Below are 22,078 nucleotides of genomic sequence, written 5' to 3' on the forward strand. Positions count from 1 at the left end.
GCCTAGCTCGTGCGCGGCGGCTCGTCGGCGCGCGTCGAGCCCGTGCCCGTGCCCGCGCCCGAGGGCGGCGTGACTCCGCCACTCGCACTCCCGTTCCCGCTCCCGTCCCGCTTGCGGTCGCCGTGTCCGGGCCACCAGGCCGCGTGCCCGATGAGGGCCGTCAGAGCCGGAGTGAAGATCATCGCCATGACGAAGGCGGCGACGGCGATGCCGAAGGAGAGCGAGAAACCCATCTGGGAGAGCGTCGAATTGCCCGCGAGCATCAGTGTCGCGAACGTGCCCGCGAGGATCACGCCCGCCGAACCGATCGTCGGCCCCGAATGACGCACCGCCGTGCCCGCCGCGTCGTGCGGGCTGCGGCCCTCGCGGGCCTCCTCGCGCAGGCGGGACACCATCAGGATGTTGTAGTCGGTGCCGAGCGCGACCACGAACAAGTACATGATCACCGGCAGCATGAACATCAGCCCGGGCTGGCTGCCGATCTGCTGGAAGATCAGCGAGGTCGCCCCGAGGGTCGCGCCGAAGCCGAGGGCGACGGACAGCATCAGGTACCAGGGCGCCACCAGGCTGCGCAGCAGCAGACCGAGGATGACCATGATGGCCAGCGCCGCCACGGGGAAGACCACGGAGTAGTCCCGGTCCACGGCCTTGTTGATGTCGACGTACACCGCCGTCGTGCCGCCGACGAGCGCCTGGGTGCCGGGCGGCGCGTCGTCGTGGGCGGCGGGCCGCAGCCGGTCCTTGACGGTCGCCAGCGCGTTGTCGGAGGCGGGCGGGTCCGCGAGGATCACCGAGTACGAGGCCGTCGTGCGGTCCGGGCTCAGGCGCGGCGCCCCCACCTCGCCCACGCCCCGGACGCCGGAGAGCCGCTCGCGGAAGACGGCTGCCTCCCCCTGGGCCACGGGCTTGTCGGTGGTCGAGGTGAGGTACACGGAGGTCGGGTCGGTCGTGCCTGCGGGGAAGCCCTTCTGCAGGTCGTCCAGGGCGACCATCGACTCCTTGTCCTTGGGCAGCGAGGAGCCCGCGAGGTCGAAGTTGGCCTTGTAGCCGAGCGCGCCGAGCGCCAGGGCGCCCATGAACAGCGCGGAGACCAGGGCCCAGACCGCGGGCTTGCGCGCGATGGACGCGCCGAGCTTGGCGAAGCCCGTGCCCTGCGGCTCCCGCTGCCAGGACTTCGAGGGCCAGAACACCTTCGTGCCGAGCAGCGAGACCACCGCGGGGACCAGGGTGAGTCCGGCGAGCAGCGTCACGAACACGGCGATGGCCAGGGCCGGACCCATCGACCTGAGCATGCCGAGCGAGGACAGCGTCAGCGCGGCGAAGGCGACGATGACGGCGCCCGCCGCCGAGGTGATGGCCTCGCCGACCCGTTCCACGGCGTGCACCATGCCGCTCTTGTGGTCCTCGCCCGCGCGCAGCGCCTCCCGGTAGCGGAAGAGCAGGAACAGGATGTAGTCCGTGCCGACGCCGAAGAGGACGACGGTCAGGAGTTCCTGGATGGAGGAGTCCGCCTTCATGTCGAAGGCCTTGTTGGCGGAAGCGATCAGGCCGGTCGCCATCGGTGAGATCAGGCCGATGAGGACGACGGGCAGCAGCGCGATGATGGGGCTGCGGAAGATCACGAGCAGCAGCACGACGATGATCACGATGGTGCCGACGCCGACCAGCAGGCCCGCTCGTGCGGACGCGTCGCTCTCGTCGAGTGCCTGCGCCGCGGAGCCGGTGATCCCGGCCGTCAGGCCGGTGTCCTTCAGCTCCGGCTTCAGGTCTCTGCGCAGGTCTTTCACCGCGTCCTGCTGGGCGGTGTCCTCGGGGTTGGTGATCTTCGGCATGGCGACGACCGAGGTCTGCACGAGCTTGTTGGGCGAGACCTGGCCCGGCACGACGGCCTGCACCTCGGAGATCTTGCGGTTCTGCAGATCCTTGGAGACGCGGGCCACCTCGGCCGAGTCGGCGGCCGTCAGCTTCCCGCCGTCGGAGCGCTGGAAGACGATGATCGCCCCGATGTTCTGCTGCTTCGGGAACTCCTTCTCCTGCACGTCGGCGGCGCGGATGGACTCGTAATGGTCCGGAAGGAAACTCGCCTCGTCGCTGCTGGAGGTGAGCTTGGGCGCCAGCGAGATCACCGCGCCGGCCGCCACCACCCACGCCAGGATGATCCACCAGGGGCGGCGCACCACGAATCGGCCCAGGCCAGAGAACATCGGCTACTGCCTCTCCTCGCCCCCGAGGCACAACAGTCGTGTTCGACAGCATCGGCCGGTCCGGGCGGCCCCGCCACTTGGGAGGAGCGGCCCCGCCACCGGGGAGGACCGGTCCCGGTCGCTCCTGCCGGGCGGGGCGCCCGCGGCGCGTCAGAAGTTGATCATGTGTCCGGCCAGGCCGTGCACGGCCTCCTTGACGGCCTCACCCAGGGTCGGGTGGGCGTGGACGTTGCGCGCCACCTCGTGGACGGTGAGGTCCCACTGCTGGGCCAGCGTGAGCTCGGGCAGCAGCTCGGTGACGTCCGGGCCGATCAGGTGGGCGCCGATGATCTCGCCGTACCGCGCATCACTGATGATCTTGACGAAGCCGACGGTGTCGCCGAGGCCGTGGGCCTTGCCGTTCGCCTGGAAGGGGAACTTCGCGACCTTGACGTCGAAGCCCTTCTCCTTGGCCTGCGCCTCGGTCCAGCCGAAGCTGGCGATCTGCGGCTGCGAGTAGGTCGCGCGCGGGATCATCGGGTAGTCGAGTTCCATCGTCTCGGCGTCCGCGAGGGTCTCCGCGGCCACGACACCCATCGACTCCGCGGTGTGCGCCAGCATCAGCTTCGCGGTCACGTCACCGATGGCGTAGATGTTCGGGACGTTCGTACGGCAGCGGCCGTCGATCTCGATCGCGCCGCGCTCGGTCAGCGCCACGCCGGTCGCCTCCAGGCCGAAGCCGGTGACGTTCGGCGCGAAACCGATGGCCTGCAGGACCTTGTCCGCCTCCAGGACCTGCTGCTTGCCGTCCTTGCCCGTGACCGTGACCCGGACCTGCTCGCCCGACTCGTCGATCGACTCGACGCGCGTCGAGGTCATCACGTCGATGCCGAGCTTGCGGTACTGCTTGGCCAGCTCCTTGGAGACGTCCGCGTCCTCCAGCGGCGCGACGCGGTCGAGGAACTCGACGATCGTCACCTTCACGCCGTAGTTGTGCAGGACGTAGGCGAACTCGATGCCGATCGCGCCCGCGCCCGCGATCACGATGGACTCCGGCAGGGAGTCGGCGAGGATCTGCTCCTCGTACGTGACGACGCGCTCGCTGCGGCTCGTGCCGGGCAGCAGCCGGGGCGTGGCGCCGGTGGCGATGACGCAGTTCTCGAAGCCGATCGTGGCGGTCGTGCCGTCCGACTTCGCCACCTGCAGGGTGTTCGCGTCCAGGAAGGTGCCCCGGCCGTCGAACTCCGTGATGCCGTTCTTCTTCATCAGGAAGTGGACGCCCTTGACGCGGCCGTCCGCGACCGTGCGGCTGCGGCTGAACGCCTCGCCGTAGTCGAAGGACACCTGGCCGTCGACCTTGATGCCGTACGTCTTCTGCTCGTGGGTGAAGAGATGGGCCAGCTCGGCGTTGCGCAGCAGCGCCTTCGTCGGGATGCAGCCGACGTTGAGGCAGACACCTCCCCAGTACTTCTCCTCGACGACTGCCACCCGCTTGCCCAGCTGGGCGGCGCGGATGGCGGCTACATAGCCGCCGGGTCCTGCTCCGAGCACGACGACGTCGAAGCGGTCTTCCATGGGGAGGTCCTCTCTGGGTGGTACGGATCAGGTGGTGCGGATGGCTCTCTGACACGATCATCCGTCATGCGCGGGGCCCGGCGGGCCGCGGGTGGGACACGCCACACGCCGCACCGCGGATCATGTGCGAGGAAGGCTTCCGGTTCTGGCGCCAATTCCCCTTGCGCACAAGCATGTTGGAGATGTCCCAGACGGTTCACCCGAACGTGGATCACCGGATAGTGTCCCCGCAACGAACACGTTCCGTCAGGGCCACGGGAGAGGTGGAGAACGCGCTGTGGAGAGTGAGAACCAGCCCGAGACGATGTCCATTCCCTACGACGTGCCGACCTCGGCCCGCGGGTACGGGTGGATGCTGGGCGGCAAGGACAACTACGAGGTCGACCGCGAGTTCATGCTCTCCACCGTGCCCTCGTTCCCCGAGGTCGTCGACATCTGCCGGCAGAACCGTGAATTCCTCTACCGCGCGGTGCGCCATCTGACGCGCGAGGAGGGCATCCGCCAGTTCATCGACATGGGCTGCGGCCTGCCCACCGACGACAACGTCCACCAGGTCGCCCAGCGCTTCGACCCCGATGCCCGCGTCGTCTACGTCGACATCGACCCGATCGTCCTCGCGCACGGCCGCGCGCTGCTCGCCGACGACTCCTCGACCACGGTCATCATGGGCGACATGCGCGACCAGGAGGCGATCCTGGCCCACCCGGACCTGCGGCGCCTCATCGACTTCGACGAGCCGGTCGCCGTCCTGTTCCTGTCCGTCGGGCACCACCTCGTCGACGCCGACGATCCGCGCGGCATCCTGCACGCCGTCATCGACCGCGCGGCGCCCGGCAGTTTCGTCGGCTTCTCGCAGGTCGTCTGCGACGACCCGGTCCGCGGCGAGAGGATGACCGCGCACATCGCCGGCGGCGGCGTGCCGTGGCAGACCCGCACGCCCGCCGAAGTCGACGTGCTTCTCGAAGGGCTGGAGCCCGTGGAGCCCGGCGTGCTGAACCTCGTCGACTGGCGCCCCGACCCCGACCAGCCGCCCCTCGCGCCCGTCGACGCCGAGCTGGTGCCCTACCTCGGCGCGACCGCTGCCAACAAGGGGATCTACGAGTACGGGGGCGTGCTGCGCAAACCGCGCCAGTAGGAGGGCCCCGCCGAGCCCGCGCGCGAACCGTCCGAAGCGTCTGCGCACGGACCGTCCGAAACGTTCAAGCGGTACGCGCGCGCCGGTGCCATGGTGAGTGCATGAACGCAGATCTCTCCGCGGCCGCCTCCTTCATGTCCACACACGCCCGACTGCTCGACCGCCGGCGCTTCGAGCTGCTCGTCGGCGACGCGGACAGCGACGCCGTACTCGCCGCCGTCGACGGCTACCGCAACCCGGACGGCGGGTACGGCTGGGGTCTCGAGCCGGACCTGCGCGCGCCCGAGAGCCAGCCCGCGGGCGCACTGCACGCCTTCGAGGTGTTCGAGGAGCTCGCTCCCGCCACCACACCGCACGCGGTGCGGCTCTGCGACTGGCTGGCGTCGGTCTCGCTGCCCGACGGAGGCCTGCCGTTCGCCCTGCCCGTCCGGGACGCGAGTGGCTGTGCACCCTTCTGGGCGCAGGCCGACCCGAAGACCTCCACCCTGCAGAGCACCGCGTTCGCGGCCGGGGTCGCCCTGCGGGTGGCCGCGCACGACCCGGCCGTCGCCGCCCATCCCTGGCTCGAGGGGGCGACGCGGTACTGCCTGGGCGCTGTCGAGGCGATCGGCGACCGGCCCCACGCCATCGAGCTGTCGTTCGCGATCCGGTTCCTGGACGCCGCGTCCGACACCCGCGAGGAAGCGGGCGCCCTGCTCGACGGCCTGCGACGCCTCATCCCCGCCGACGGACTGCTGCCCGTCGAGGGCGGCTCGGCGGACGAGGTCATCCGGCCGCTCGACGTCGCCCCCGCCCCCGGCCGCCCCGCGCGTACGCTGTACGACCCCGCCGTCATCGACGCGGAGCTGAGCCGGCTGGCCGCCCAGCAGCAGGACGACGGCGGCTGGCTGGTCGACTTCGCCAGCTACTCGCCCGCGGCGGCCCTGGAGTGGCGCGGATACCGGACCGTGGCCACCGTGTCGATCCTGCGGCAGAACGCGCTGCTCTGACACCGGCACCGGCCGCCGTACGGGAGGCAGGGTCGCCTCAGGCGGCGGGCCTGGTCTGCGCCGTGCGCCGACGGAGCGCGGGCGTGCTGAGCGCCGGCGGGACCCACACGCCGTCCGGGGGGTACACGTCGGTGCCGGGCGGCACGATCGCGTCGATCCGGTCCAGGGCGGGGTCGTCCAGGGCCACGGAGGCGCCCTTGAGGGTGGCGCGCAGCTGCTCCATCGTGCGCGGACCGATGATCACCGACGTGACGGCCGGGTGCGCGAGCGGAAAGGCGGTCGCCAGTTCCGGCAGCGTGCAGCCCAGTTCGTCGGCCACGGTGATGAACTGTTCCACGGCCGCCAGCTTCGCGGCGGTGCGCGGGGCCGCGGGGTCGAAGCGGTCCGGGTGCAGGGTCGGGCGTCCCGTGGACAGATCCAGGGTCCGGTCCTTGCGGTAGCGGCCGGTCAGGAACCCCGAGGCCAGGGGGCTCCAGGTGAGCACGCCCATGCCGAGCCGCTGCGTCACCGGCAGCACGTGCCGCTCGATGCCGCGGGCGAGCAGGGAGTAGGGCGACTGCTCGGTGCGGAAGCGCTGGAGGCCCCGTCGGTCCGCGACGTGGTGCGCCTCGACGATCTCGTCTGCGGGGAACGTGGAACAGCCGAACGCCCTGATCTTGCCCTGCTGCACGAGGTCGGTCAGGGCGGAGAGCGTCTCCTCGACGTCGGTCGTGTGGTCCGGGCGGTGCACCTGGTACAGGTCGATCCAGTCCGTGCCCAGCCGCCGCAGGCTGTCCTCCACCTCCCGGACGATCCAACGCCGCGAGTTTCCGCCGCGGTTGGGGCCCTCACCCATCGGGAAGTGCACCTTGGTCGCGAGGACCACGTCGTCGCGGCGGTCCTTGAGCGCCTTGCCGACGATCGTCTCCGACTCGCCGGAGGAGTACATGTCCGCGGTGTCGACGAAGTTGATCCCCTCGTCCAGCGCGGCATGGATGACCCTGACGCAGTCGTCGTGATCGCCGTTGCCGACGAAGCCGAACATCATGGTGCCGAGGCAGTAGGAACTGACCTCGATGCCGGTCCCGCCCAGAACGCGGTAGCGCATGCAACTCTCCTCGGGCTCCGCCGCCGCGCATCCGGTGCCCGTCGGCGTGAATGCCGAGACCTTACGAGGTGGAGCGCGCTCCAAGGCAAGGCCCGCGGGTTGACCGGGCGCGACCGGCGTCCCACAATGACGACCATGATCCAGCACCTGACCGCCGCCGACCGGACGTTCGGCGTCCCGTGGCGGCGCGGGTGCGAGCGATCGGGTCGCTAGCCGCACGGAGTCGGTTCCTCAGCCGTACGGAGTCCTACCGCACGGCCGCCCGCCGTTTCCGCACCCGAAGGATCAGACCCCATGACTGTCATCACCCCTGCCGCACTGCGTGCCGCACAGGTCCCCGCCGACGGCATGTACGAAGGCCGCCGCACCCTGCGCCGCCTGCCCGACGGCTGGCAGGAGCGCCCCTACGAACTCCTCGACGTCGTGCCCCTGGGCCGCGTCATCGGCGCCGAGATCCGCGGCGTCGACCTCGCCGCTCCCCTGACGCCCGCACTGCGCGAGGAGCTGAACCGGGCCCTGCTGGAGTGGAAGGTGCTGTTCTTCCGCGGCGCCGGCATCACCTCCGAGCAGCAGCGCGCCTTCGCCCTCAACTGGGGCGACCTGGAGACCAATCCGCTGCTCGCGCGCGGCTCCGCCGACGATGTCGTCCGGTTCGCCAAGGGCGGCAGCGCGACACCCACCTACGAGAACGTCTGGCACGCGGACGTCACCTTCCGCGAACGGCCCGCCCTCGGCGCGGTGCTGCAGCTGCGCGAGGTGCCGCCGTTCGGCGGCGACACCATGTGGGCGGACATGGCGGCCGCGTACGACAACCTCCCGGACACGGTCAAGGCCCGCATCGACGACGCGCACGCCGTGCACGACTTCATCCCCGGTTTCGCCCGGTTCTACGGCCCCGAGAAGCTCGCCCCGCTCCAGGACAGCTTCCCGCCCGTCACCCACCCCGTGGTGCGCACGCACCCGGAGACCGGGCGGCGGACGCTGTTCGTCAACACCTCCTTCACCACCCACATCGTCGGGATGGCACGCGAGGAGAGCGACCGGCTGCTCGGATACCTCGTGCGGCAGGCGCACGTGCCGGAGTACCAGGTGCGCTTCCACTGGCAGGCGGGCGACGTCGCCTTCTGGGACAACCGCGCCACCCAGCACTACGCCGTCGACGACTACGCCCCGCACCGTCGGGTCGCGGAGCGCGTCGCCATCGCGGGCGACCGGCCGTACTGACCCGGCTCGTCTCTGCCTCACCCCCGTAGGGTCAACTCCCAGCGGATCTCGCCGTCATGGACCTCATCCGTGGCGGTGAGGCCCGCCGACCGCGCGACGGCGGCGGACGCCGCATGGTCGGGGTGGACGTGCGCGAGAACCGTGCGCACCTCCTGTCCGGCCAGCCACGCCACCAGACCGCGGGCCGCCTCGGAGGCGAAGCCGCGCCCCTGCCACGGGGTCCCGACCACCCAGGCGATCTCCGCGCGGCCGTCCGGCGTGACGGTCGCCTGCACCGTTCCGACCAGGGACGGACGGCCGGGCTCGCGGAGCCGCAGCACCCAGTTGCACCAGGAGACGCCCGGATCGGGGGAACCGGCGAGCATCCGCCGGTAGCGGGCGCGCAGCGCATCGACGTCGTCGGGGGCGCCGCCGATGAAGGTGTGCAGCGCCGGGTCGCCGAGCACGGTGGCCATCTCGTCGGCGTGCTCTTCCCGCAGCGGTACGAGGTCGAGCCGGGCGGTGTGTGTCTCGGTGGGGATCATGGGCGCATTGTGCCGAGCCGGGCGGCGAGCGTGCGGGTCGCGTCCACGAGCGCGTCCGCGATGTCGGGGAGCCGTCGCGCGGTGCGCGAGGTGGGGCCCGCCACCGCGATCACCGCGCGGACCCGTCCGTCCACCAGGACGGGCCGGGCGGCCGCGGTCACGTCGGGGAGCGTCTCGCCGCGGTTGAACGCCACACCGGAGGCGCGGACCCCCTCCAGCTCGGCGTGGGCCGCCCGACGTGCCGCCGGATCACTGATCAGCGTGCCGAGATACGTGTCGCGCCGGGCCCGGGTGCGATGGGCGAGGAGCACCTTTCCGGCGCTCGGCGGGTACAAGGGGCGGCGGGTGCGCAGCGGCGCCGAGTAGCGGATCAGCTGCCCTGACTCCGCCGCGCTCGCGTAGACCAGTGAATCGCCCACGGCGGTACCCAGCATGGCCGTCTCCCCGAAGCGGTCCCGCAGCGCCTCCAGGGTGGGCAGCGCGGTGCCCGCGAGGTCCTGTCCGGGCCTCGGCAGCAGACTGCCGAGGGCGGGCCCGAGGTGGTAGACCCCGTGCTCCTCGACCAGATAGCCGGTCGAGACGAGGCCTTTCACCAGTCCGAACACCGACGACTTGGGGGCGTCGAGCGTGTCGGCGAGCTCCTGCATCCTGGCGCCGCCGCGCCGCGAGACACACTCCAGGATGCCCGTCACGCGGCTGACGGTCCTGTGCTCCTTGGGTGCGGCCCCCTCGCTCATGTCCCGACTCCTCTCCGTCGAGCGGCCGTTGGCCGGCGAGTGGCTCTTGACCGGCCGATCATACGGCTCCTAGCCTCACGCATATCCGACTCGGCAATCGTATATACGAACTGAGGCAGTGATCCATGGACTTCGCCCCGACCGAGGAGCAGGAGGACATCCGCCGCGCCGTCGCCGCACTCGCCGCCCGCTTCCCCGACGCGTACTGGGCCGATCACGACGAACGGGCGGCGTTCCCGCAGGAGTTCTACGACGCGTTCGCCGGGGCCGGCTGGCTGGGCATCGCGATCCCCGAGGAGTACGGGGGCGGCGGGCGCGGCATCCAGGAGGCGTCCCTGCTGCTCCAGGAGATCGCCGCATCCGGCGCGGGCATGAACGGCTGCAGCACCCTGCACCTGACCATCTTCGGCCTCAACACCCTGGTGAAGCACGGCAGTCCACAGCTGCGCGAGGAGATCCTGCCGCGGGCCGCCGACGGCTCGCTGCACGTCTGTTTCGGTGTCACCGAACCCGACGCGGGCACGGACACCACGCGCATCTCCACCGTCGCCCGCCGCGACGGCGACACGTACGTCATCAGCGGGCGCAAGGTCTGGATCACCAAGGCGGGCCACTCGCAGAAGATGGTCCTCATCACCCGCACGGCACCCCGCGACGAGGAACGGCCCACCGACGGCATGACGCTCTTCCTCGTCGACATCGACTCCGAGGTGGTGCGACTGCGGGCGATCCCGAAGATGGGCCGCAACGCCGTCGCCTCGTACGAAGTCCTCATCGACGGGCTGCGCGTGCCCGCGTCCTGCCGCGTGGGGGAGGAGGGCGAGGGGTTCCGCCATCTCCTCGACGGCCTCAACCCGGAACGGATCCTGCTGGCCCACGAAGCCCTCGGCATCGGCAGGGCCGCCCTGCGCGGCGCCGTCGACTACGCACGCACGCGTGTCGTCTTCGACCGCCCCATCGGGCAGAACCAGGGCATCGCCTTCCCGCTCGCCGAGGCCGCCACCCGGCTCGACGCCGCCGAACTCATGGCGCGCAACGCCGCCTGGCGGTACGACCAGGGGCTGCCCTGCGGCAAGGAGGCCAACATGGCCAAGTGGCTGTGCGCGGAAGCCGGTTACCAGGCGGCCGACCGGGCCGTGCAGACGCTCGGCGGGATGGGATACGCGAAGGAGTTCCACGTGGAGCGGTACTTCAGGGAGTCACGGCTGCTGCGCCTGGCCCCGATCAGCCAGGAGATGATCCTCACCTACGTGTCCAGCCATGTGCTGGGTCTGCCGAGGTCGTACTGATGACACATCCCGCCGCCGCACCCGGCCCGTCCGCAGGCGCCCCGTCCGCCGGTGCTCTCGCCGGGCTCAGGGTGCTCGACCTGTCCCGGGTCCTCGCCGGCCCGTACTGCGCGCAGCTGCTCGCCGACCACGGGGCGGACGTCATCAAGGTCGAACCCCCGCGTGGGGACGAGACCCGCGGATGGGGGCCGCCGTTCGTCGCGCCGGACACCTCCGCGTACTACCAGAACCTCAACCGGGGCAAGAAGAACATCGTCGTCGACCTGTCCCTGGCCGAGGGCCGGGAAATCCTCGACACGCTCCTGGGCGACACCGACGTCCTCGTCGAGAACTTCAAGGCGGGCACCCTCGCCGCGTGGGGCTACCCGGACGACGAACTACGGCGCCGCTTCCCCGCCCTCGTCCACTGCCGCGTCACCGGCTTCGGCACCGAAGGGCCGCTCGGCGGACAGCCCGGATACGACGCGGTGCTGCAGGCCTACAGCGGGCTGATGAGCGTGAACGGCGAGGCGGACGGACCGCCGTTGCGCGTGGGCGTGCCGGTCGTCGACCAGGTCACCGGGATCCTCGCCTTCTCCGGAATCCTCCTGGCCCTGCACGAACGCCACCGCTCCGGCCTCGGCCAACTCGTCGACTGCACCCTCCTGGACACCGCGGTCAGTCTCCTCCACCCGCACTCGGCGTCCTGGCTCGCCGACGGCACCGTGCCGCGCCGCACCGGCTCCGCGCACCCCAGCATCGCTCCCTACGACTCCTTCGCCGCCGCCGACGGGCCGCTCTTCGTCGCGGTCGGCAACGACCGGCAGTTCGGCGCGCTCACGGAGGTCCTGGAGATGCCGGCCCTGGCCGATGACCCGCGCTTTCGCACCAACCCGGACCGCGTACGCCATCAGAAGGAGCTGCGCGCCGCCCTGGAGAAGGCCATCGCCGCGCGCCCCCGCGCCGAACTGGTCGCCCTCCTCACGGCCCGAGGCATCCCGGCCTCGCCCGTGCACGACGTCGCCGAGGCCCTGACCGCACCCCAGGTGCGCCACCGCGGTCTCGTCGTCGAGGACGGTACTTACCGCGGGCTCGCCTCACCGGTGTCCCTGTCCCGCACGCCGGCGCGGGTGCGGCCGCAGGTGCGGGGCGCGGGGGCGGACACTCGGGAGGTGCTCGCGGCGCGTGGGCTCGGCGCGTCGGCGATCGACCGGGCGGTGGCGCGGGGAGCGGTGCGCGCGGCGGCGACGGCGGACGAGCCGGTGACCACCGTCGAACCGTGATTGTCAGTGGCGGGTGCCAGGGTGGTGGGCATGAGTCTTCTGCTTCTCACCGACATCGAAGCCGCCGTACGCGACAGTTGGAGCGCCGACACCACCACGCCCGCGCACCGTCCGCGGTGGAGCACCGACAACCCCGCCCGGGACCAGTGCGGCGTGACCGCGCTGGTCCTGCACGACCTGCTGGGCGGCGACCTGCTGCGCGGGGAGGTCCATGTGGACGGCGAGCGGACGGACTTCCACTGGTGGAACAGACTCGCCGGAGGCCACGAAGTGGACCTGACCCGGGAACAGTTCGCGCCCGAGGAGATCGTGAGCGGCGGCACGGTCGTGGTCCGGCCGCCGGAGATCCGCCGGCTCCGCGAGGAGTACGAGCTGCTGCGCGAGCGGGTTCTGCAACGACTCGACGAGGTGGCCCGGGAGCGGGCGGGACGGACGGGCCGGGCGGGGCAGGCGCCGGCTCAGGTCACCGCGTAGACGTCGAGCCGTCCGCACATGCCGAACCGGCCCCGGGCCGACGGTTGTTCGGAGCGGACCGCGGCGTGCGCCAGATAGCCGGCGTCGCCGCGCTCCAGCCGGTCGAGCTGTTCCCCGGTCGCCGCCGCCGCCGCGGCGGCGCCCGCCCGCCAGCGCTCCCGCCACTGCGATGCGAGCGGTCGCACCAGCGCGACCGCCGCCCGGTGGAAGGCGGCCAGCGGCTCGGGGTCCCCGGCCGCGGTCGCCGCACGGAGTGCGGTGAAGCCCTCGACGGCCAGGTCGCGGCGGCGCCGGGCCGCGGCCGCCAGTTCGGTCTCGCCGGCGTCGGCGGGCAGCGTCACGGCCGCGCGGTAGGCCTCGGGGTCGGCGAGCAGTGGGGGCGGCAGGGTCAGGACGGCGTCCCCGGCCTCGGGGAGCCCGCAGTTCTGCATGAGGACGGTGATGGTGAGGTCGCCGTCGTTGACCAGGCGGTGGATGGTGCCGGGGGTGAACCAGACCAGGGCGCCGGGCGAGAGCGGAGTGGTGCGGATGCCGTCGGCGGTCAGGGTCTGCACGGCGCCGCTGCCGCCGGTCACCGCGTACCCCTCCGAACAGGTCAGGTGCAGATGGGGAGTTCCGCCGCGCACCCCGTCGGCGGCCGGCCAGTCGTAGACGCGCAGCAGCGACACCCCGATGCCGCCGGGGAGCCCCTCGTAGGGGCCGGGTGCGGCCTCCCGCGAGCCCGGCGTCGGCCCGTGCGGGGCGGAGGCTGCGTGCGGGGCGGAGGCTGTCTGCGGCGCGGACGCTGCCTGCGGTGCGGAGTGTGCGTGGGGCGAGCCGGAGGGTGCTTCCTGCGGAGCGGGCGTGGCGGGCTGGTTCACCATGAACTCCTCGCGACGTCGGATGTCTGCTGGGGCCGGGTGACGACACTACGGCCCCCGGTGTCACCCGACACCGGGGGCCGCCCCGCGTCCCGGCCGCCTTCCCCCACGAAAGGTCACCGGGACTTCCCCTGAGTGTGGTTCAGGGCATGATCCCGTCAGAAGGTCAGTGCGGCACCCTCTCCGAGACCGGCCTGCATCTCACACCGGTTCGCGAACGTGGCGGACCAGTCGACGTGCCTGCCGTTCCAGACACCGCCGACGGTCATGGTGACCGGCCGCCACTCCTTGGTACAGACCACGTCGGCATCGCTGCGCACCAGCTCGGCGAACCGGCCGCCGACCTTGGTCAGTTCGGCGCACGCGGCGGCCGCCGAGGGGTGGGTGCCGGCCGGGCGCGGCGCGCAGGTGAGCGTCACGGCGCGCTCCACGGAGGTGGAGGCGGCGTCCTCGCCCTGACCGACCGTGAACACCAGGGCGGTGGGCGCGTAGAGGCTCTTCGCCTGCGGGGCCTCGGCCTGCGCGGTGCCTGCTGTCCCGGCGAGGACGCAGGTCGCCGCTGCCGCGGCGGCTCCTACGGCCTTGAGGGTGCGACGCATGGTGAACTCTCCTTCGAGTCGATGCGGTTGGTGACTGCGGTGAGGAGTCTTGCCGGTGCGGAGAGTGAGCGCCAGGCGAGTGGTCGATTTCCGGATAGAAGTGTCCGGTGAGCGGTACTCGTACGCTCGTTCGGGCAGCTCAGAGGTTGTGGGAGCGCTTCCCTTCCCCCTGTCCAGCATGTGGACTTCGCGCGTTGGTATAAGCAAGAACCACTTGCTGACCAGCGTGAAGGGGAAATTGGTTCGCGCTTCGACGATCTGTATCGACCGGAAAGCATCGCTGGACGGGCCGCCGCATACGGCTCATTGACGCGCTGGGGCCTCGGCGGAACGCGGATTGGCGGCCGTTCCCTCGGTGCTGATCAGCACCACGGTGGAGCCGGGCCCGATCCCGAGCACCGCGCGGCGCTCGGGGCTGCCGGCGCCGGTGAGCGCGGCACGGGCACCGGCCAGCGGTGCGGCGCCGCACGGGCCTGCCGCGACGCCCAGTCCCGCCAGGTCGCGCGCGGCCGACGCGTCGGCGGTGTCGGTGACGGCGATCGCCGCGTCCAGGCCGTCGCGCAGCCGCGGCCAGGCGAGGGTGGAGGGCGTGCCGCAGTTCAGTCCGGCCATGGCCGTGCTGCCCGTCGGTACGCTCGTGAGCCGTCCGGCGAGGAGGCTCGCAAGGACGCACGCGGCCGTCACGGGCTCCACGGACAGGAGGGCCGCAGGAGCGGTGCCGCCCGGCCCGGACGCGCGCCCCGGGCTGCTGCGGTAGTGCGTGACGGCGGCCTGGGCGAGCGACCCCACGCCGACCGGGACGGCGACCAAGGAGGGTGACGCGACGCCCGCGGCGCCGAGTTGGGCGTCGACCTCCGCGAACAGGGTCGCGTACCCCTCGACGATCAACGACGGGATCTCCTCGTACCCGTCCCACGCCATGTCCTGGACGAGCACCGCGTCCGGCGCGGCAGCCGCGGCCTTCGCCCGGCTCACCGCCGCGTCGTACGACCCGGTCACGGTGGTGACCTCGGCATCCTCGCCCTCGATGGCGGCGACCGCGGCGGGGTGCACGCCGTCGGGCACGAAGACATGGGAGCGCCGGCCGAACTGCCGGGCCATGCGGGCGACGGCCCGGCCGTGGTTGCCGTCGGTGGCGGTGACCAGGCGCAGGGCGCGGCCGTCGGCAGGGCGGGGGGTGCTGTTCGTGCGGTGTGCCAGGATCCGGTCGATCGCCCAGGAGGCGCCGAGCGCCTTGAAGGCGGGCAGTCCGAGCCGCGCCGACTCGTCCTTGACGAAGACCCTCGCCACCGCGAGCTCCCGGGCCAGGGCGGGAAGTTCGTGCAGGGGTGTGGGCGCGTAGCCGGGCAGGGTGGCGTGGAAGCGCCGGGCGTCCCGTGGAGGTGGGTCGCACGTCCAGGCGCGTGCGGCGGGCCGCGCGTACCAGGGGAGGGGTGAAGGGGAGCCGGCCGTGGGGTCGTTCTCTTGATCGCTCACGGGACCAGCGTGCGGCCCGGTCTCCCGGCGGGTCCAGCGCGCGTTCTCAGCCCCGGGAGAAGGCCAGCACCGCCGCCAGGTTCATGGGCTGCCGCGTCGATACGTAGACGTAGGGCGCGCCGCCCCACGCGTTCCGCAACTCGATGCGCAGCGCGGTGGGGACGTAGGAACGCAGGAGCAGCAGCGCGTACGGATTGGCCCGCACGGTGCGCCACTCGAAGGCCTCCCGTTCGTCGAGGATCTCCGTGGCGCCGAGCGCCTCGATGGGGATGGTCCGCTGGCCGACGACGAGTGACCCCGGTGTCACGAGGATGCGCACGCTGCCGTGCAGGTGCACGAGCGCGGCGGACACGGCGATGCCGACCGTCGCCGCCGTCACCGCGGCGATCGCTCCGAAGGGAAGTGCGCCCAGGGCCAGCCCGGCGCCGCCCAGCGCGACCAGTCCCCACCAGGAGCGGGGGACGCTCAGCCGCTCTTCGTAGATGTGCATGCACGCATCCTGGCAGGCGAGCGCACGGCCGGAAGCGGGGGGTTCCCGCAAGGTGCGCCCCATCTCCCGCGTCACGCCCGCCTCTTGCCACCCGTCGGTTCCGGGAGGCAACTCGGGGCCGTCGAATCCCGTCATCGAAGGAGTAAGCGGGGAACGTGAGTTCGCACGCGTTCCCTGATGTGTGTGAGGACGAGGAGACCACCTTGAGAGGTGTCGCACGCGTGGCGACCGCGGTACTGGCGGTGAGCGCGCTCACGGCGGTGCTGCCGGGCGCGGCCCACGCCGGGCCCGCCGCCGACCCGCCGGTATCCGGGCCACCCCCGGTGCTCGCATCGGCGGCCGGTGACGGCGAAGGGCTGCCGAAGGGCTGGGGGCTCGCGGGGAAGGGCGCGGAGAAACAGCTCGTGTGGGCCTCACCCGACCCCGTGCCCATGGGGAACGCGCGGGTCGAGTTCTACTCCGGGGACAAGCTGCTCGGCAGGCCCCAGGTCGCGCGGGACGGGCGGTCGTTCCGGCTGCCGCTGAACGGCGCGCGCATCGGCCCCGCCGAGCAGCTCAAGGTACTGGCCGCCGGGCGCCGTCTGGACGAGGCCGGGACCGACGCGGAGGCGCGCGGCCCCAGGCCCGCCCCGACGGCCGGACCCGCGGCACTCCCGCCCGCCAACGCGGTCGACCCCGGAAAGCCCGGCCGCTACCGCACGGTCAAGGGCTCGTACACCCTCGACTCCGTCAAACTGCCCGGATTCAAGGCGCCGGTGGAGATGCGGGCCGACGTGGTCGGACCCGCCGACGCACCGGGGAAGCGGCCGCTGGCCCTGTTCCTGCACGGCCGCCACTACACCTGTTACGGCGCGCGGGGCGAACAGGGCATGGGCTGGCCCTGCCGGGGCGGCACGAAGCCGGTGCCGAGCCAGTCGGGCTACCTGCGCGCCCAGAAACTCCTTGCCTCCCAGGGCTACGTCACCGTCTCCATCGCCGCGAACGGCATCAACGGCCAGGACGACCGGGCCGAGGACGGCGGCGCGCAGGCCCGCTCGTCGCTGGTGCGTCAGCACCTCGCCCGGTGGGCCCAGTGGACGGACAAGCGCTCCACCGCCCCGGCCGCGGTGCGCGCCGTCGCACCGGCGAACCTGTCCCGCGTCCTGCTCGTCGGACACTCCCGAGGCGGCGAGGGCGTCAACCGCGCCGCCCTCGACAGCCTGTACCCCGCGCCCGCCGAGCAGGACGGCTACCGAGGCCCGGTGCGCTGGAAGATCCGCGGCAACGTGCTGATAGGCCCCACCGTCTTCGGTCAGAACCCGGCCCCCGACGTGCCCTCCGCGACGATCCTGCCGGGCTGCGACGGAGACGTCTCCGACCTGCAGGGCGAGATCTACGTCGACGGCACGCGCGGCGTCAGCCGGGGCAAGGCCCTGCACAGCGCCGTGTACATGGTCGGCGCCAACCACAACTTCTTCAACAGCGAGTGGACTCCGGGACAGTCGAAGGCCCCCTCCTCCGACGACTTCTTCGAGGACGACGGGCCCGACCCGGTCTGCTCGAAGGGCACCAGGACCCGGCTGAGCGCCTCGCGGCAGCAGGCCGCCGGAGCGACCTACATAGCCGCGGCGGCCCGGCTGTTCGTCGCCGGCGACGACCGGGTGCGCCCCCTCCTGGACGGTGCGAACCGTCGCGCTCCCTCGGCGGACCCGGCGCGCGTGCTGACCCACGCCGTCGGCGCCCACCGCACGCAGGCCCTGCTGCCGGGCGCCTCGACCAAGGTCACCGGCGGACGGCTGTGCGCCCAGGTGACCCCGGACGACGCCCGCGCCTGCCTGTCCTCGCGAACGGCCGGGTCCTCCCCCCACTTCGCCGGCTGGGAGGTCTCCCCGGAGGCGGGCCGTGACGCGGTGGCGATGCGCTGGTCGCGCGCGGGTTCCCCGGTGCGGATCAGCCCGGAACGCCCGGTCTCCCTGGCCGGCGCCAAGGACGTGGCACTGCGGCTGATCGTGCCGCCGAACACCACCGGGACCCGTTTCGACGTTGCCCTCGTCGACGGCTCGGGACATCGCGCGAAGCTCGGCGGCGTCCGCGTCGACGGACTGCCGGGCAGTGGCCGTACGGCCTCCTACTGGGGGCGCGAAGTCCGTGTGCCGCTGCCGTCGGCGGCCCGGGCCGCCCTGGACCTCCAGCACATCAAGACCCTGGAGTTCACCCCGCGCACCGGCTCGGGCAAGGCATGGCTGATGGACGCCTGGGGCCGGCGCCCTGGCACGCCCGCCGTCGAGCCGGCCGAGCTGCCGCGCGTCGACGTGGGCCGGCTGAGCGTCAAGGAGGGCGACTCCGGGGTGCGCACGCACCACGTGCCGGTGAGCGTCACGGGCAAGGGCAGCGGCACGATCCGTCTGTTCGTGCCCAAGCCCGGCACGGACGAGGTCACGCAGCGGACGGTGACGGTACGTCCGGGCACCCGCGTCGACGTGCCGGTCGCGGTGCGCGGCAATACCCGCTTCGGCTATGACGTCGCGTACGACGCGCTGGTCAAGGCGGTGCGCGGCGCGGTGGTCGGCTCTTACCGCGGCGGGGTGATCGCACGCAACGACGACCCGATGCCGAGGGTGGCGCTCGAACCGGTCAAGGACCGGGTCACCGAGGGCAAGCCGCTGACGTGGCGGATGACGCTGGCGGACTCGGTCGACGTGGACATCATGGCGGGCCTCTCCTTCCTGCCCGTCGACGCGGGCAAGGAGCTCTCCACCCTGGACGTGGACGCGCGCTGGTTGAAGGATCAGTTCGACGTGTCGCCCCGCCCCGAACGTCCGCTGTCCAAGGCGCTGAAGGGCCAGGAGCTGTTCCTGAACGTGCCCGCGGGCGAGAAGAGCGCGGAGGTGCGCGTTCCCACGGCCAAGGACTCGGTGCGCGAGCCGGAGGAATTCCTCAAGGCCCGGCTCTCCGTCTACGACGCGAACTGGGAGCCGCGCCCGGGCCCGACCGTCACGGGGACGGTCCGGAACGCCTCGTAGCAACCCGTCATCACCCGTAACAGGGCGAGGGGCGGCCGACTCGGCGCAGTTCAGGCCGAGTCGGCCGCCCCTGCCCGTGCCAAGCCGTGCGCCCGGACGAGCGCGTCGGCCGCGTCGCAGGGAACGTCGGGGCGCACCCCCGTCCCTTCCCAGTTGGTTCCCGAGAGGGGATTGACCGCGCGGCCCACCGGGATGGACGCCTCCAGATGCGGATGCACCGTCCAGCCGTCACGCGGATGCGCCCCGCCGAGGGTCGGCTCGCCCACGATGACCGCACGGCCCAGCTGCTGCAGGTCGTAGGCGAGTTCCTCGGCCGCCGAGAACGTGCGGGCACTCGTCAGTACGTACAGCGGCTTGCTGCCGCCGAAGCGCGCACCCGGCACGTGCGCCGGGCTCCAGGACTGTTCGAGGCGATCGCCGTCACGCCAGTACATGGTGTTGAGGTGCGTGCGCTCGTCGAGCAGGTGGCCGCAGACGAACGCCACCGTGTCCGGGTCCCCGCCCGTATTGGCGCGCAGATCGACGACGAGGGCGTCGGCGGGCGCGACCAGGGTGAGGGCGGCGGTCAGCGCATCGGCGGTCCACTCCAACGGAAAGAGCTTGGGGGCCAGTTCGAGGAGAGCGACCCCGCCGGACAGCAGCTCCACCCGGGGCGCCCCGCCCAGTGAGGAGTCGAACTCCTTGCGCATCGCCGCCAGAGCGGCGGCGCCCTGCTTCTGCGGCACAGGGCCGCTGTGGTGCTTGAGGCGCAGATGCGGATCGCCGTTGAGGGACTGCAGGTCCGCGGTGACCAGCGAGGCCAGTTCGGCGGGGTCCGTCACCTCGTACGCGCCGCCGGCGAGCCGACGCCGCAACAGCGGGGCGAGCTGTGCCGCGATGTCGGGGAACGTGTAGTGGTCCAGGAGGAGTTGGACGGTCTCCTCGACGATGGCGGTGCTGCTGAGGTGCTGCGTCACGGTGGTCATGGGGAGGGAGTAGAGCAGTCTGCTTCCCAAAGCGTCAAGAGTATTAGACACTTGACGCATGCCCGATCAGCAGCGTCAGAGGAACCAGCAGCACCAGCAGGACCAAGAGCACCAGCAGGACCAAGAGCTCGTCGAGCACCGGCGGCACCAGGAACCCCCACCGGGCGGTGTGCTCGCCATCGAGTCGCCGGAGCAGCACGCGGCCCTGGCGCACCCCTTGCGGCAGCGCCTGCTCTTCGTGCTGGGGCACCGCCAGGCCACCATCAGCCAGCTGTCGGCGCAGCTGGACACCGCCAAGGGCAACGTGGCGCACCACCTCAAGGTGCTGCGTGCCGCCGGACTGGTCCGGGTGGCCGAGACCCGGAAGGTCAGGGGCGGCACCGAGCAGTACTACCGGCGGTCGACCGAGCGGATCGCCGTGGCCGAACCGCAGGCGGCGGGCACCGCCGCGATGCTGGGCGCCGTGGCCCACGAGCTGGACCGCTCCCCGCGGACCACCCTTTCCCTGCGCCATGTCCGCCTCAGTCCCGAGAAGGCGCGGCAGCTCGGCGAGACGCTCGCCCGACTGGTCGACGAGGCGGAGGAGGAGCCGGACGAGGAGTCGGTGCACGGGGTGCTGGTGGCGCTCTACGAGCACGTGCGGCCGCCGGACGGGAAGCCCGGTCCGAAGCCTGCGTAAGGTTCTCGCATGCCTACGTCCTCAACCGCCCCCGAACTGCAGCTCCTTCGTGCCGACCACGCGCCGGCGCTGCTCTCCTTCGAGGAGTCGAACCGCGCCTACTTCGCCACGACGGTCCCCGACCGGTCGGACGCCTACTTCCGGGACTTCGACGCGCGGCACGCGGCCCTGCTCGCCGAACAGGCCCTGGGCGAGTGCTACTTCCATGTGCTGGTGGGCGACGGGGGCGAGATCCTCGGCCGGATCAACCTGGTCGACGTCGCGGCCGGCAGCGCCGAGCTCGGCTACCGGATCGCGGAGAAGGCGGCGGGGCGGGGCCTCGCTACCCGGGGCGTCCTGCAGGTCTGCGACCTCGCCGTCACCGCGTACGGGCTGACAGGGCTGCGCGCCGCGACGACGCTGGACAACCCGGGCTCACGGGCGGTGCTCCTGCGCACCGGCTTCGTACCCGGCGGTGAGACTCGGCTCGACGGCCGGCCCGGGACCAGCTACGCCCTGACGTTCTGAGGCTCGCTCCAGGAGGCGGAGCAGGTCCACGGGACGGCGTCGGCCGTGCGGTCCCGGGTCAGTCCGTGCGCGGCCGGGACTCGTGCAGCCGCGTGTGGTAGCGGCCCTCGGACTCGTGGCCGGTGGGGTCCGCGCCGGCGAGGATCACCTGGCGGACCGCGTCGCGGCGCTCCTCGGGGCTGGTGAAGAGCCGCTGCGTGTAGGTGCGCGAGGTGTCCGTGACGGTGTCGAGGCCGTGCGCGGCCAGGCTGTCGGCGATGCGCTTGTAGGGCACGGTGCGCAGCACGAACGCGCTCACCCAGACCGGCAGCCGTGCGTTGTCGAGGAGCGCGTCGAACGTGCGGTGCGAGATGTAGCCGATGCCCCCGGTGACCGTGATCAGGCCGGTGCGGGCGACGGCCCTGCGCAGGTCCTGGCTGGGCGGATGCCGCTCCAGGTTCTCGGCATACGCCTCGTCGAGCAGCCCCGCGTCCAGCGCGTAGCGGGTGGCGTTCGCGGCCGTGTCCAGGCCGATCACCGGTGTGGCATCGGCGCGCCGCCGCGAGGCGTAGAACTCCTTGTCGCGCTCGATGAGTTCGTCCGGCGTGAGAGCGGCGGCCTCCTCCGAGGTGTAGTGCGCGTACAGGTCGGCGAGCGTGAGGTCGTGGTTGAGCAGCGCCGCGTTGATGCCGTACGAGCAGCACAGGTCGAGGACCGTCACGGGGGCGCCGTCGGCCAGTTGGGCGCGCTGGTCGCGGGTGCGGCGAAAGACCGCCTGGGCGTGCTGCGGTATCTCGTACTCGAAGGGTGCCAGCGTCCGGAAGTAGGCGCGCGGGTCCGGCTGGTCGTAGATGTCGTCGAACCGGGTCTTGCCCGATGCGGTCCTTGTCCTGTGCCGGTCTGTGGCCATGGGGTACCTCCGGGAGCGAGGAACGGGTCTGGGGCTGACGTGCAGCTCTACCCGACCTGTGGCACCCCCCGGTAGACCTCGTGGCGGTATCCGGCCATCGCACCGCCCCGTCGAGGACCCCGGTGAGCGCCC

The 22,078-nt window shown here is 72.1% G+C and carries 20 protein-coding genes; 9 read left to right on the plus strand and 11 right to left on the minus strand.

The window, feature by feature from the left end; genetic code table 11:
* Positions 1 to 2 precede the first annotated feature (2 nt).
* Positions 3 to 2,204, minus strand: a complete 2,202-nt coding sequence (locus tag ACZ592_RS03755; protein WP_471579865.1) for an MMPL family transporter — start codon at positions 2,202 to 2,204, stop codon at positions 3 to 5.
* Between the two features lie 150 nt (positions 2,205 to 2,354).
* Positions 2,355 to 3,758, minus strand: a complete 1,404-nt coding sequence (gene lpdA, locus ACZ592_RS03760; RefSeq protein ID WP_471579866.1) for a dihydrolipoyl dehydrogenase — start codon at positions 3,756 to 3,758, stop codon at positions 2,355 to 2,357.
* A 277-nt stretch (positions 3,759 to 4,035) separates the two neighbouring features.
* On the opposite strand from lpdA, the gene ACZ592_RS03765 reads away from it, so the two are divergent.
* Positions 4,036 to 4,893, plus strand: coding sequence for an SAM-dependent methyltransferase (locus ACZ592_RS03765; protein WP_471579867.1), 858 nt, complete (start codon positions 4,036 to 4,038; stop codon positions 4,891 to 4,893).
* 101 nt (positions 4,894 to 4,994) lie between these two features.
* A complete protein-coding gene (locus ACZ592_RS03770; RefSeq protein WP_471579868.1) occupies positions 4,995 to 5,882 on the plus strand; it encodes a hypothetical protein in 888 nt (295 codons plus the stop codon).
* A gap of 37 nt (positions 5,883 to 5,919) precedes the next feature.
* On the opposite strand, the gene ACZ592_RS03775 is transcribed toward ACZ592_RS03770, so the two are convergent.
* Positions 5,920 to 6,969 (minus strand): aldo/keto reductase, encoded by a 1,050-nt coding sequence (locus ACZ592_RS03775; protein ID WP_471579869.1) that lies wholly within the window; start codon positions 6,967 to 6,969, stop codon positions 5,920 to 5,922.
* 294 nt (positions 6,970 to 7,263) lie between these two features.
* On the opposite strand from ACZ592_RS03775, the gene ACZ592_RS03780 reads away from it, so the two are divergent.
* Positions 7,264 to 8,193 (plus strand): TauD/TfdA dioxygenase family protein, encoded by a 930-nt coding sequence (locus ACZ592_RS03780; RefSeq protein ID WP_471579870.1) that lies wholly within the window; start codon positions 7,264 to 7,266, stop codon positions 8,191 to 8,193.
* 17 nt (positions 8,194 to 8,210) lie between these two features.
* Here the strand turns inward: ACZ592_RS03780 and ACZ592_RS03785 are convergent, their stop codons facing one another.
* Both ACZ592_RS03785 and ACZ592_RS03790 read right to left on the minus strand, forming a co-directional pair.
* Positions 8,211 to 8,717, minus strand: coding sequence for a GNAT family N-acetyltransferase (locus tag ACZ592_RS03785; RefSeq protein ID WP_471579871.1), 507 nt, complete (start codon positions 8,715 to 8,717; stop codon positions 8,211 to 8,213).
* The gene (locus ACZ592_RS03790; protein ID WP_471579872.1) at positions 8,714 to 9,454 is read right to left on the minus strand and encodes an IclR family transcriptional regulator; all 741 of its coding nucleotides are present in this window, start codon (positions 9,452 to 9,454) and stop codon (positions 8,714 to 8,716) included. Before ACZ592_RS03790 ends, ACZ592_RS03785 begins: the two co-directional genes overlap by 4 nt.
* A gap of 125 nt (positions 9,455 to 9,579) precedes the next feature.
* On the opposite strand from ACZ592_RS03790, the gene ACZ592_RS03795 reads away from it, so the two are divergent.
* The 3 genes from ACZ592_RS03795 to ACZ592_RS03805 are packed head-to-tail and all read left to right on the plus strand — an operon-like array spanning position 9,580 to position 12,479.
* Entirely contained in the window at positions 9,580 to 10,743 is a 1,164-nt protein-coding gene (locus tag ACZ592_RS03795) for an acyl-CoA dehydrogenase family protein (RefSeq protein WP_471579873.1), read from the plus strand.
* Entirely contained in the window at positions 10,743 to 12,005 is a 1,263-nt protein-coding gene (locus ACZ592_RS03800; protein WP_471579874.1) for a CaiB/BaiF CoA transferase family protein, read from the plus strand. The genes ACZ592_RS03795 and ACZ592_RS03800 overlap by 1 nt, the downstream gene beginning before the upstream one ends.
* A gap of 30 nt (positions 12,006 to 12,035) precedes the next feature.
* Positions 12,036 to 12,479, plus strand: coding sequence for a YunG family protein (locus tag ACZ592_RS03805; protein ID WP_471579875.1), 444 nt, complete (start codon positions 12,036 to 12,038; stop codon positions 12,477 to 12,479).
* On the opposite strand, the gene ACZ592_RS03810 is transcribed toward ACZ592_RS03805, so the two are convergent.
* The 4 genes from ACZ592_RS03810 to ACZ592_RS03825 form a co-directional block, all read right to left on the minus strand.
* Positions 12,464 to 13,342 carry a cupin domain-containing protein gene (locus tag ACZ592_RS03810; RefSeq protein ID WP_471579876.1) on the minus strand — a complete coding sequence of 293 codons (879 nt, stop codon included), beginning with the start codon at positions 13,340 to 13,342 and terminating at the stop codon, positions 12,464 to 12,466. The genes ACZ592_RS03805 and ACZ592_RS03810 overlap by 16 nt on opposite strands.
* 155 nt (positions 13,343 to 13,497) lie before the next feature.
* Entirely contained in the window at positions 13,498 to 13,938 is a 441-nt protein-coding gene (locus ACZ592_RS03815) for a subtilase-type protease inhibitor (protein ID WP_471579877.1), read from the minus strand.
* 303 nt (positions 13,939 to 14,241) lie between these two features.
* Positions 14,242 to 15,414 carry a diaminopropionate ammonia-lyase gene (locus ACZ592_RS03820; protein WP_471579878.1) on the minus strand — a complete coding sequence of 391 codons (1,173 nt, stop codon included), beginning with the start codon at positions 15,412 to 15,414 and terminating at the stop codon, positions 14,242 to 14,244.
* Between the two features lie 46 nt (positions 15,415 to 15,460).
* Positions 15,461 to 15,904: a DUF3093 family protein gene (locus ACZ592_RS03825; protein WP_471579879.1), complete on the minus strand. Its 444-nt coding sequence runs from the start codon at positions 15,902 to 15,904 to the stop codon at positions 15,461 to 15,463.
* 221 nt (positions 15,905 to 16,125) lie between these two features.
* On the opposite strand from ACZ592_RS03825, the gene ACZ592_RS03830 reads away from it, so the two are divergent.
* Positions 16,126 to 18,906 (plus strand): alpha/beta hydrolase, encoded by a 2,781-nt coding sequence (locus ACZ592_RS03830; protein WP_471579880.1) that lies wholly within the window; start codon positions 16,126 to 16,128, stop codon positions 18,904 to 18,906.
* Positions 18,907 to 18,956: 50 nt separating this feature from the next.
* Here ACZ592_RS03830 and ACZ592_RS03835 read toward each other — a convergent pair whose 3' ends face one another.
* On the minus strand, positions 18,957 to 19,871 hold the full coding sequence (locus ACZ592_RS03835) for a S41 family peptidase (protein ID WP_471579881.1): 915 nt from the start codon (positions 19,869 to 19,871) through the stop codon (positions 18,957 to 18,959).
* Positions 19,872 to 19,929: 58 nt separating this feature from the next.
* Here ACZ592_RS03835 and ACZ592_RS03840 point away from each other — a divergent pair, with 58 nt between their 5' ends.
* Both ACZ592_RS03840 and ACZ592_RS03845 read left to right on the plus strand, forming a co-directional pair.
* Positions 19,930 to 20,550, plus strand: a complete 621-nt coding sequence (locus ACZ592_RS03840) for an ArsR/SmtB family transcription factor (RefSeq protein ID WP_471579882.1) — start codon at positions 19,930 to 19,932, stop codon at positions 20,548 to 20,550.
* Between the two features lie 9 nt (positions 20,551 to 20,559).
* Positions 20,560 to 21,057: a GNAT family N-acetyltransferase gene (locus tag ACZ592_RS03845; RefSeq protein WP_471579883.1), complete on the plus strand. Its 498-nt coding sequence runs from the start codon at positions 20,560 to 20,562 to the stop codon at positions 21,055 to 21,057.
* A 58-nt stretch (positions 21,058 to 21,115) separates the two neighbouring features.
* On the opposite strand, the gene ACZ592_RS03850 is transcribed toward ACZ592_RS03845, so the two are convergent.
* Positions 21,116 to 21,946, minus strand: a complete 831-nt coding sequence (locus ACZ592_RS03850) for a hypothetical protein (protein ID WP_471579884.1) — start codon at positions 21,944 to 21,946, stop codon at positions 21,116 to 21,118.
* Between the last annotated feature and the right edge of the window lie 132 nt (positions 21,947 to 22,078).

The organism is Streptomyces sp. NPDC040622 (assembly GCF_055593965.1).

What these genes read in the sequence shown, in the direction of transcription:
- ACZ592_RS03835 (WP_471579881.1), bottom strand. Translation starts at nt 19,871, where the DNA reads ATGACCACCGTGACGCAGCACCTCAGCAGCACCGCCATCGTCGAGGAG.
- ACZ592_RS03815 (WP_471579877.1), bottom strand. Translation starts at nt 13,938, where the DNA reads ATGCGTCGCACCCTCAAGGCCGTAGGAGCCGCCGCGGCAGCGGCGACC.
- ACZ592_RS03790 (WP_471579872.1), bottom strand. Translation starts at nt 9,454, where the DNA reads ATGAGCGAGGGGGCCGCACCCAAGGAGCACAGGACCGTCAGCCGCGTG.
- lpdA (WP_471579866.1), bottom strand. Translation starts at nt 3,758, where the DNA reads ATGGAAGACCGCTTCGACGTCGTCGTGCTCGGAGCAGGACCCGGCGGC.
- ACZ592_RS03840 (WP_471579882.1), top strand. Translation starts at nt 19,930, where the DNA reads ATGCCCGATCAGCAGCGTCAGAGGAACCAGCAGCACCAGCAGGACCAA.
- ACZ592_RS03795 (WP_471579873.1), top strand. Translation starts at nt 9,580, where the DNA reads ATGGACTTCGCCCCGACCGAGGAGCAGGAGGACATCCGCCGCGCCGTC.
- ACZ592_RS03850 (WP_471579884.1), bottom strand. Translation starts at nt 21,946, where the DNA reads ATGGCCACAGACCGGCACAGGACAAGGACCGCATCGGGCAAGACCCGG.
- ACZ592_RS03800 (WP_471579874.1), top strand. Translation starts at nt 10,743, where the DNA reads ATGACACATCCCGCCGCCGCACCCGGCCCGTCCGCAGGCGCCCCGTCC.
- ACZ592_RS03810 (WP_471579876.1), bottom strand. Translation starts at nt 13,342, where the DNA reads ATGGTGAACCAGCCCGCCACGCCCGCTCCGCAGGAAGCACCCTCCGGC.
- ACZ592_RS03775 (WP_471579869.1), bottom strand. Translation starts at nt 6,969, where the DNA reads ATGCGCTACCGCGTTCTGGGCGGGACCGGCATCGAGGTCAGTTCCTAC.
- ACZ592_RS03805 (WP_471579875.1), top strand. Translation starts at nt 12,036, where the DNA reads ATGAGTCTTCTGCTTCTCACCGACATCGAAGCCGCCGTACGCGACAGT.
- ACZ592_RS03755 (WP_471579865.1), bottom strand. Translation starts at nt 2,204, where the DNA reads ATGTTCTCTGGCCTGGGCCGATTCGTGGTGCGCCGCCCCTGGTGGATC.
- ACZ592_RS03845 (WP_471579883.1), top strand. Translation starts at nt 20,560, where the DNA reads ATGCCTACGTCCTCAACCGCCCCCGAACTGCAGCTCCTTCGTGCCGAC.
- ACZ592_RS03780 (WP_471579870.1), top strand. Translation starts at nt 7,264, where the DNA reads ATGACTGTCATCACCCCTGCCGCACTGCGTGCCGCACAGGTCCCCGCC.
- ACZ592_RS03825 (WP_471579879.1), bottom strand. Translation starts at nt 15,904, where the DNA reads ATGCACATCTACGAAGAGCGGCTGAGCGTCCCCCGCTCCTGGTGGGGA.
- ACZ592_RS03785 (WP_471579871.1), bottom strand. Translation starts at nt 8,717, where the DNA reads ATGATCCCCACCGAGACACACACCGCCCGGCTCGACCTCGTACCGCTG.
- ACZ592_RS03770 (WP_471579868.1), top strand. Translation starts at nt 4,995, where the DNA reads ATGAACGCAGATCTCTCCGCGGCCGCCTCCTTCATGTCCACACACGCC.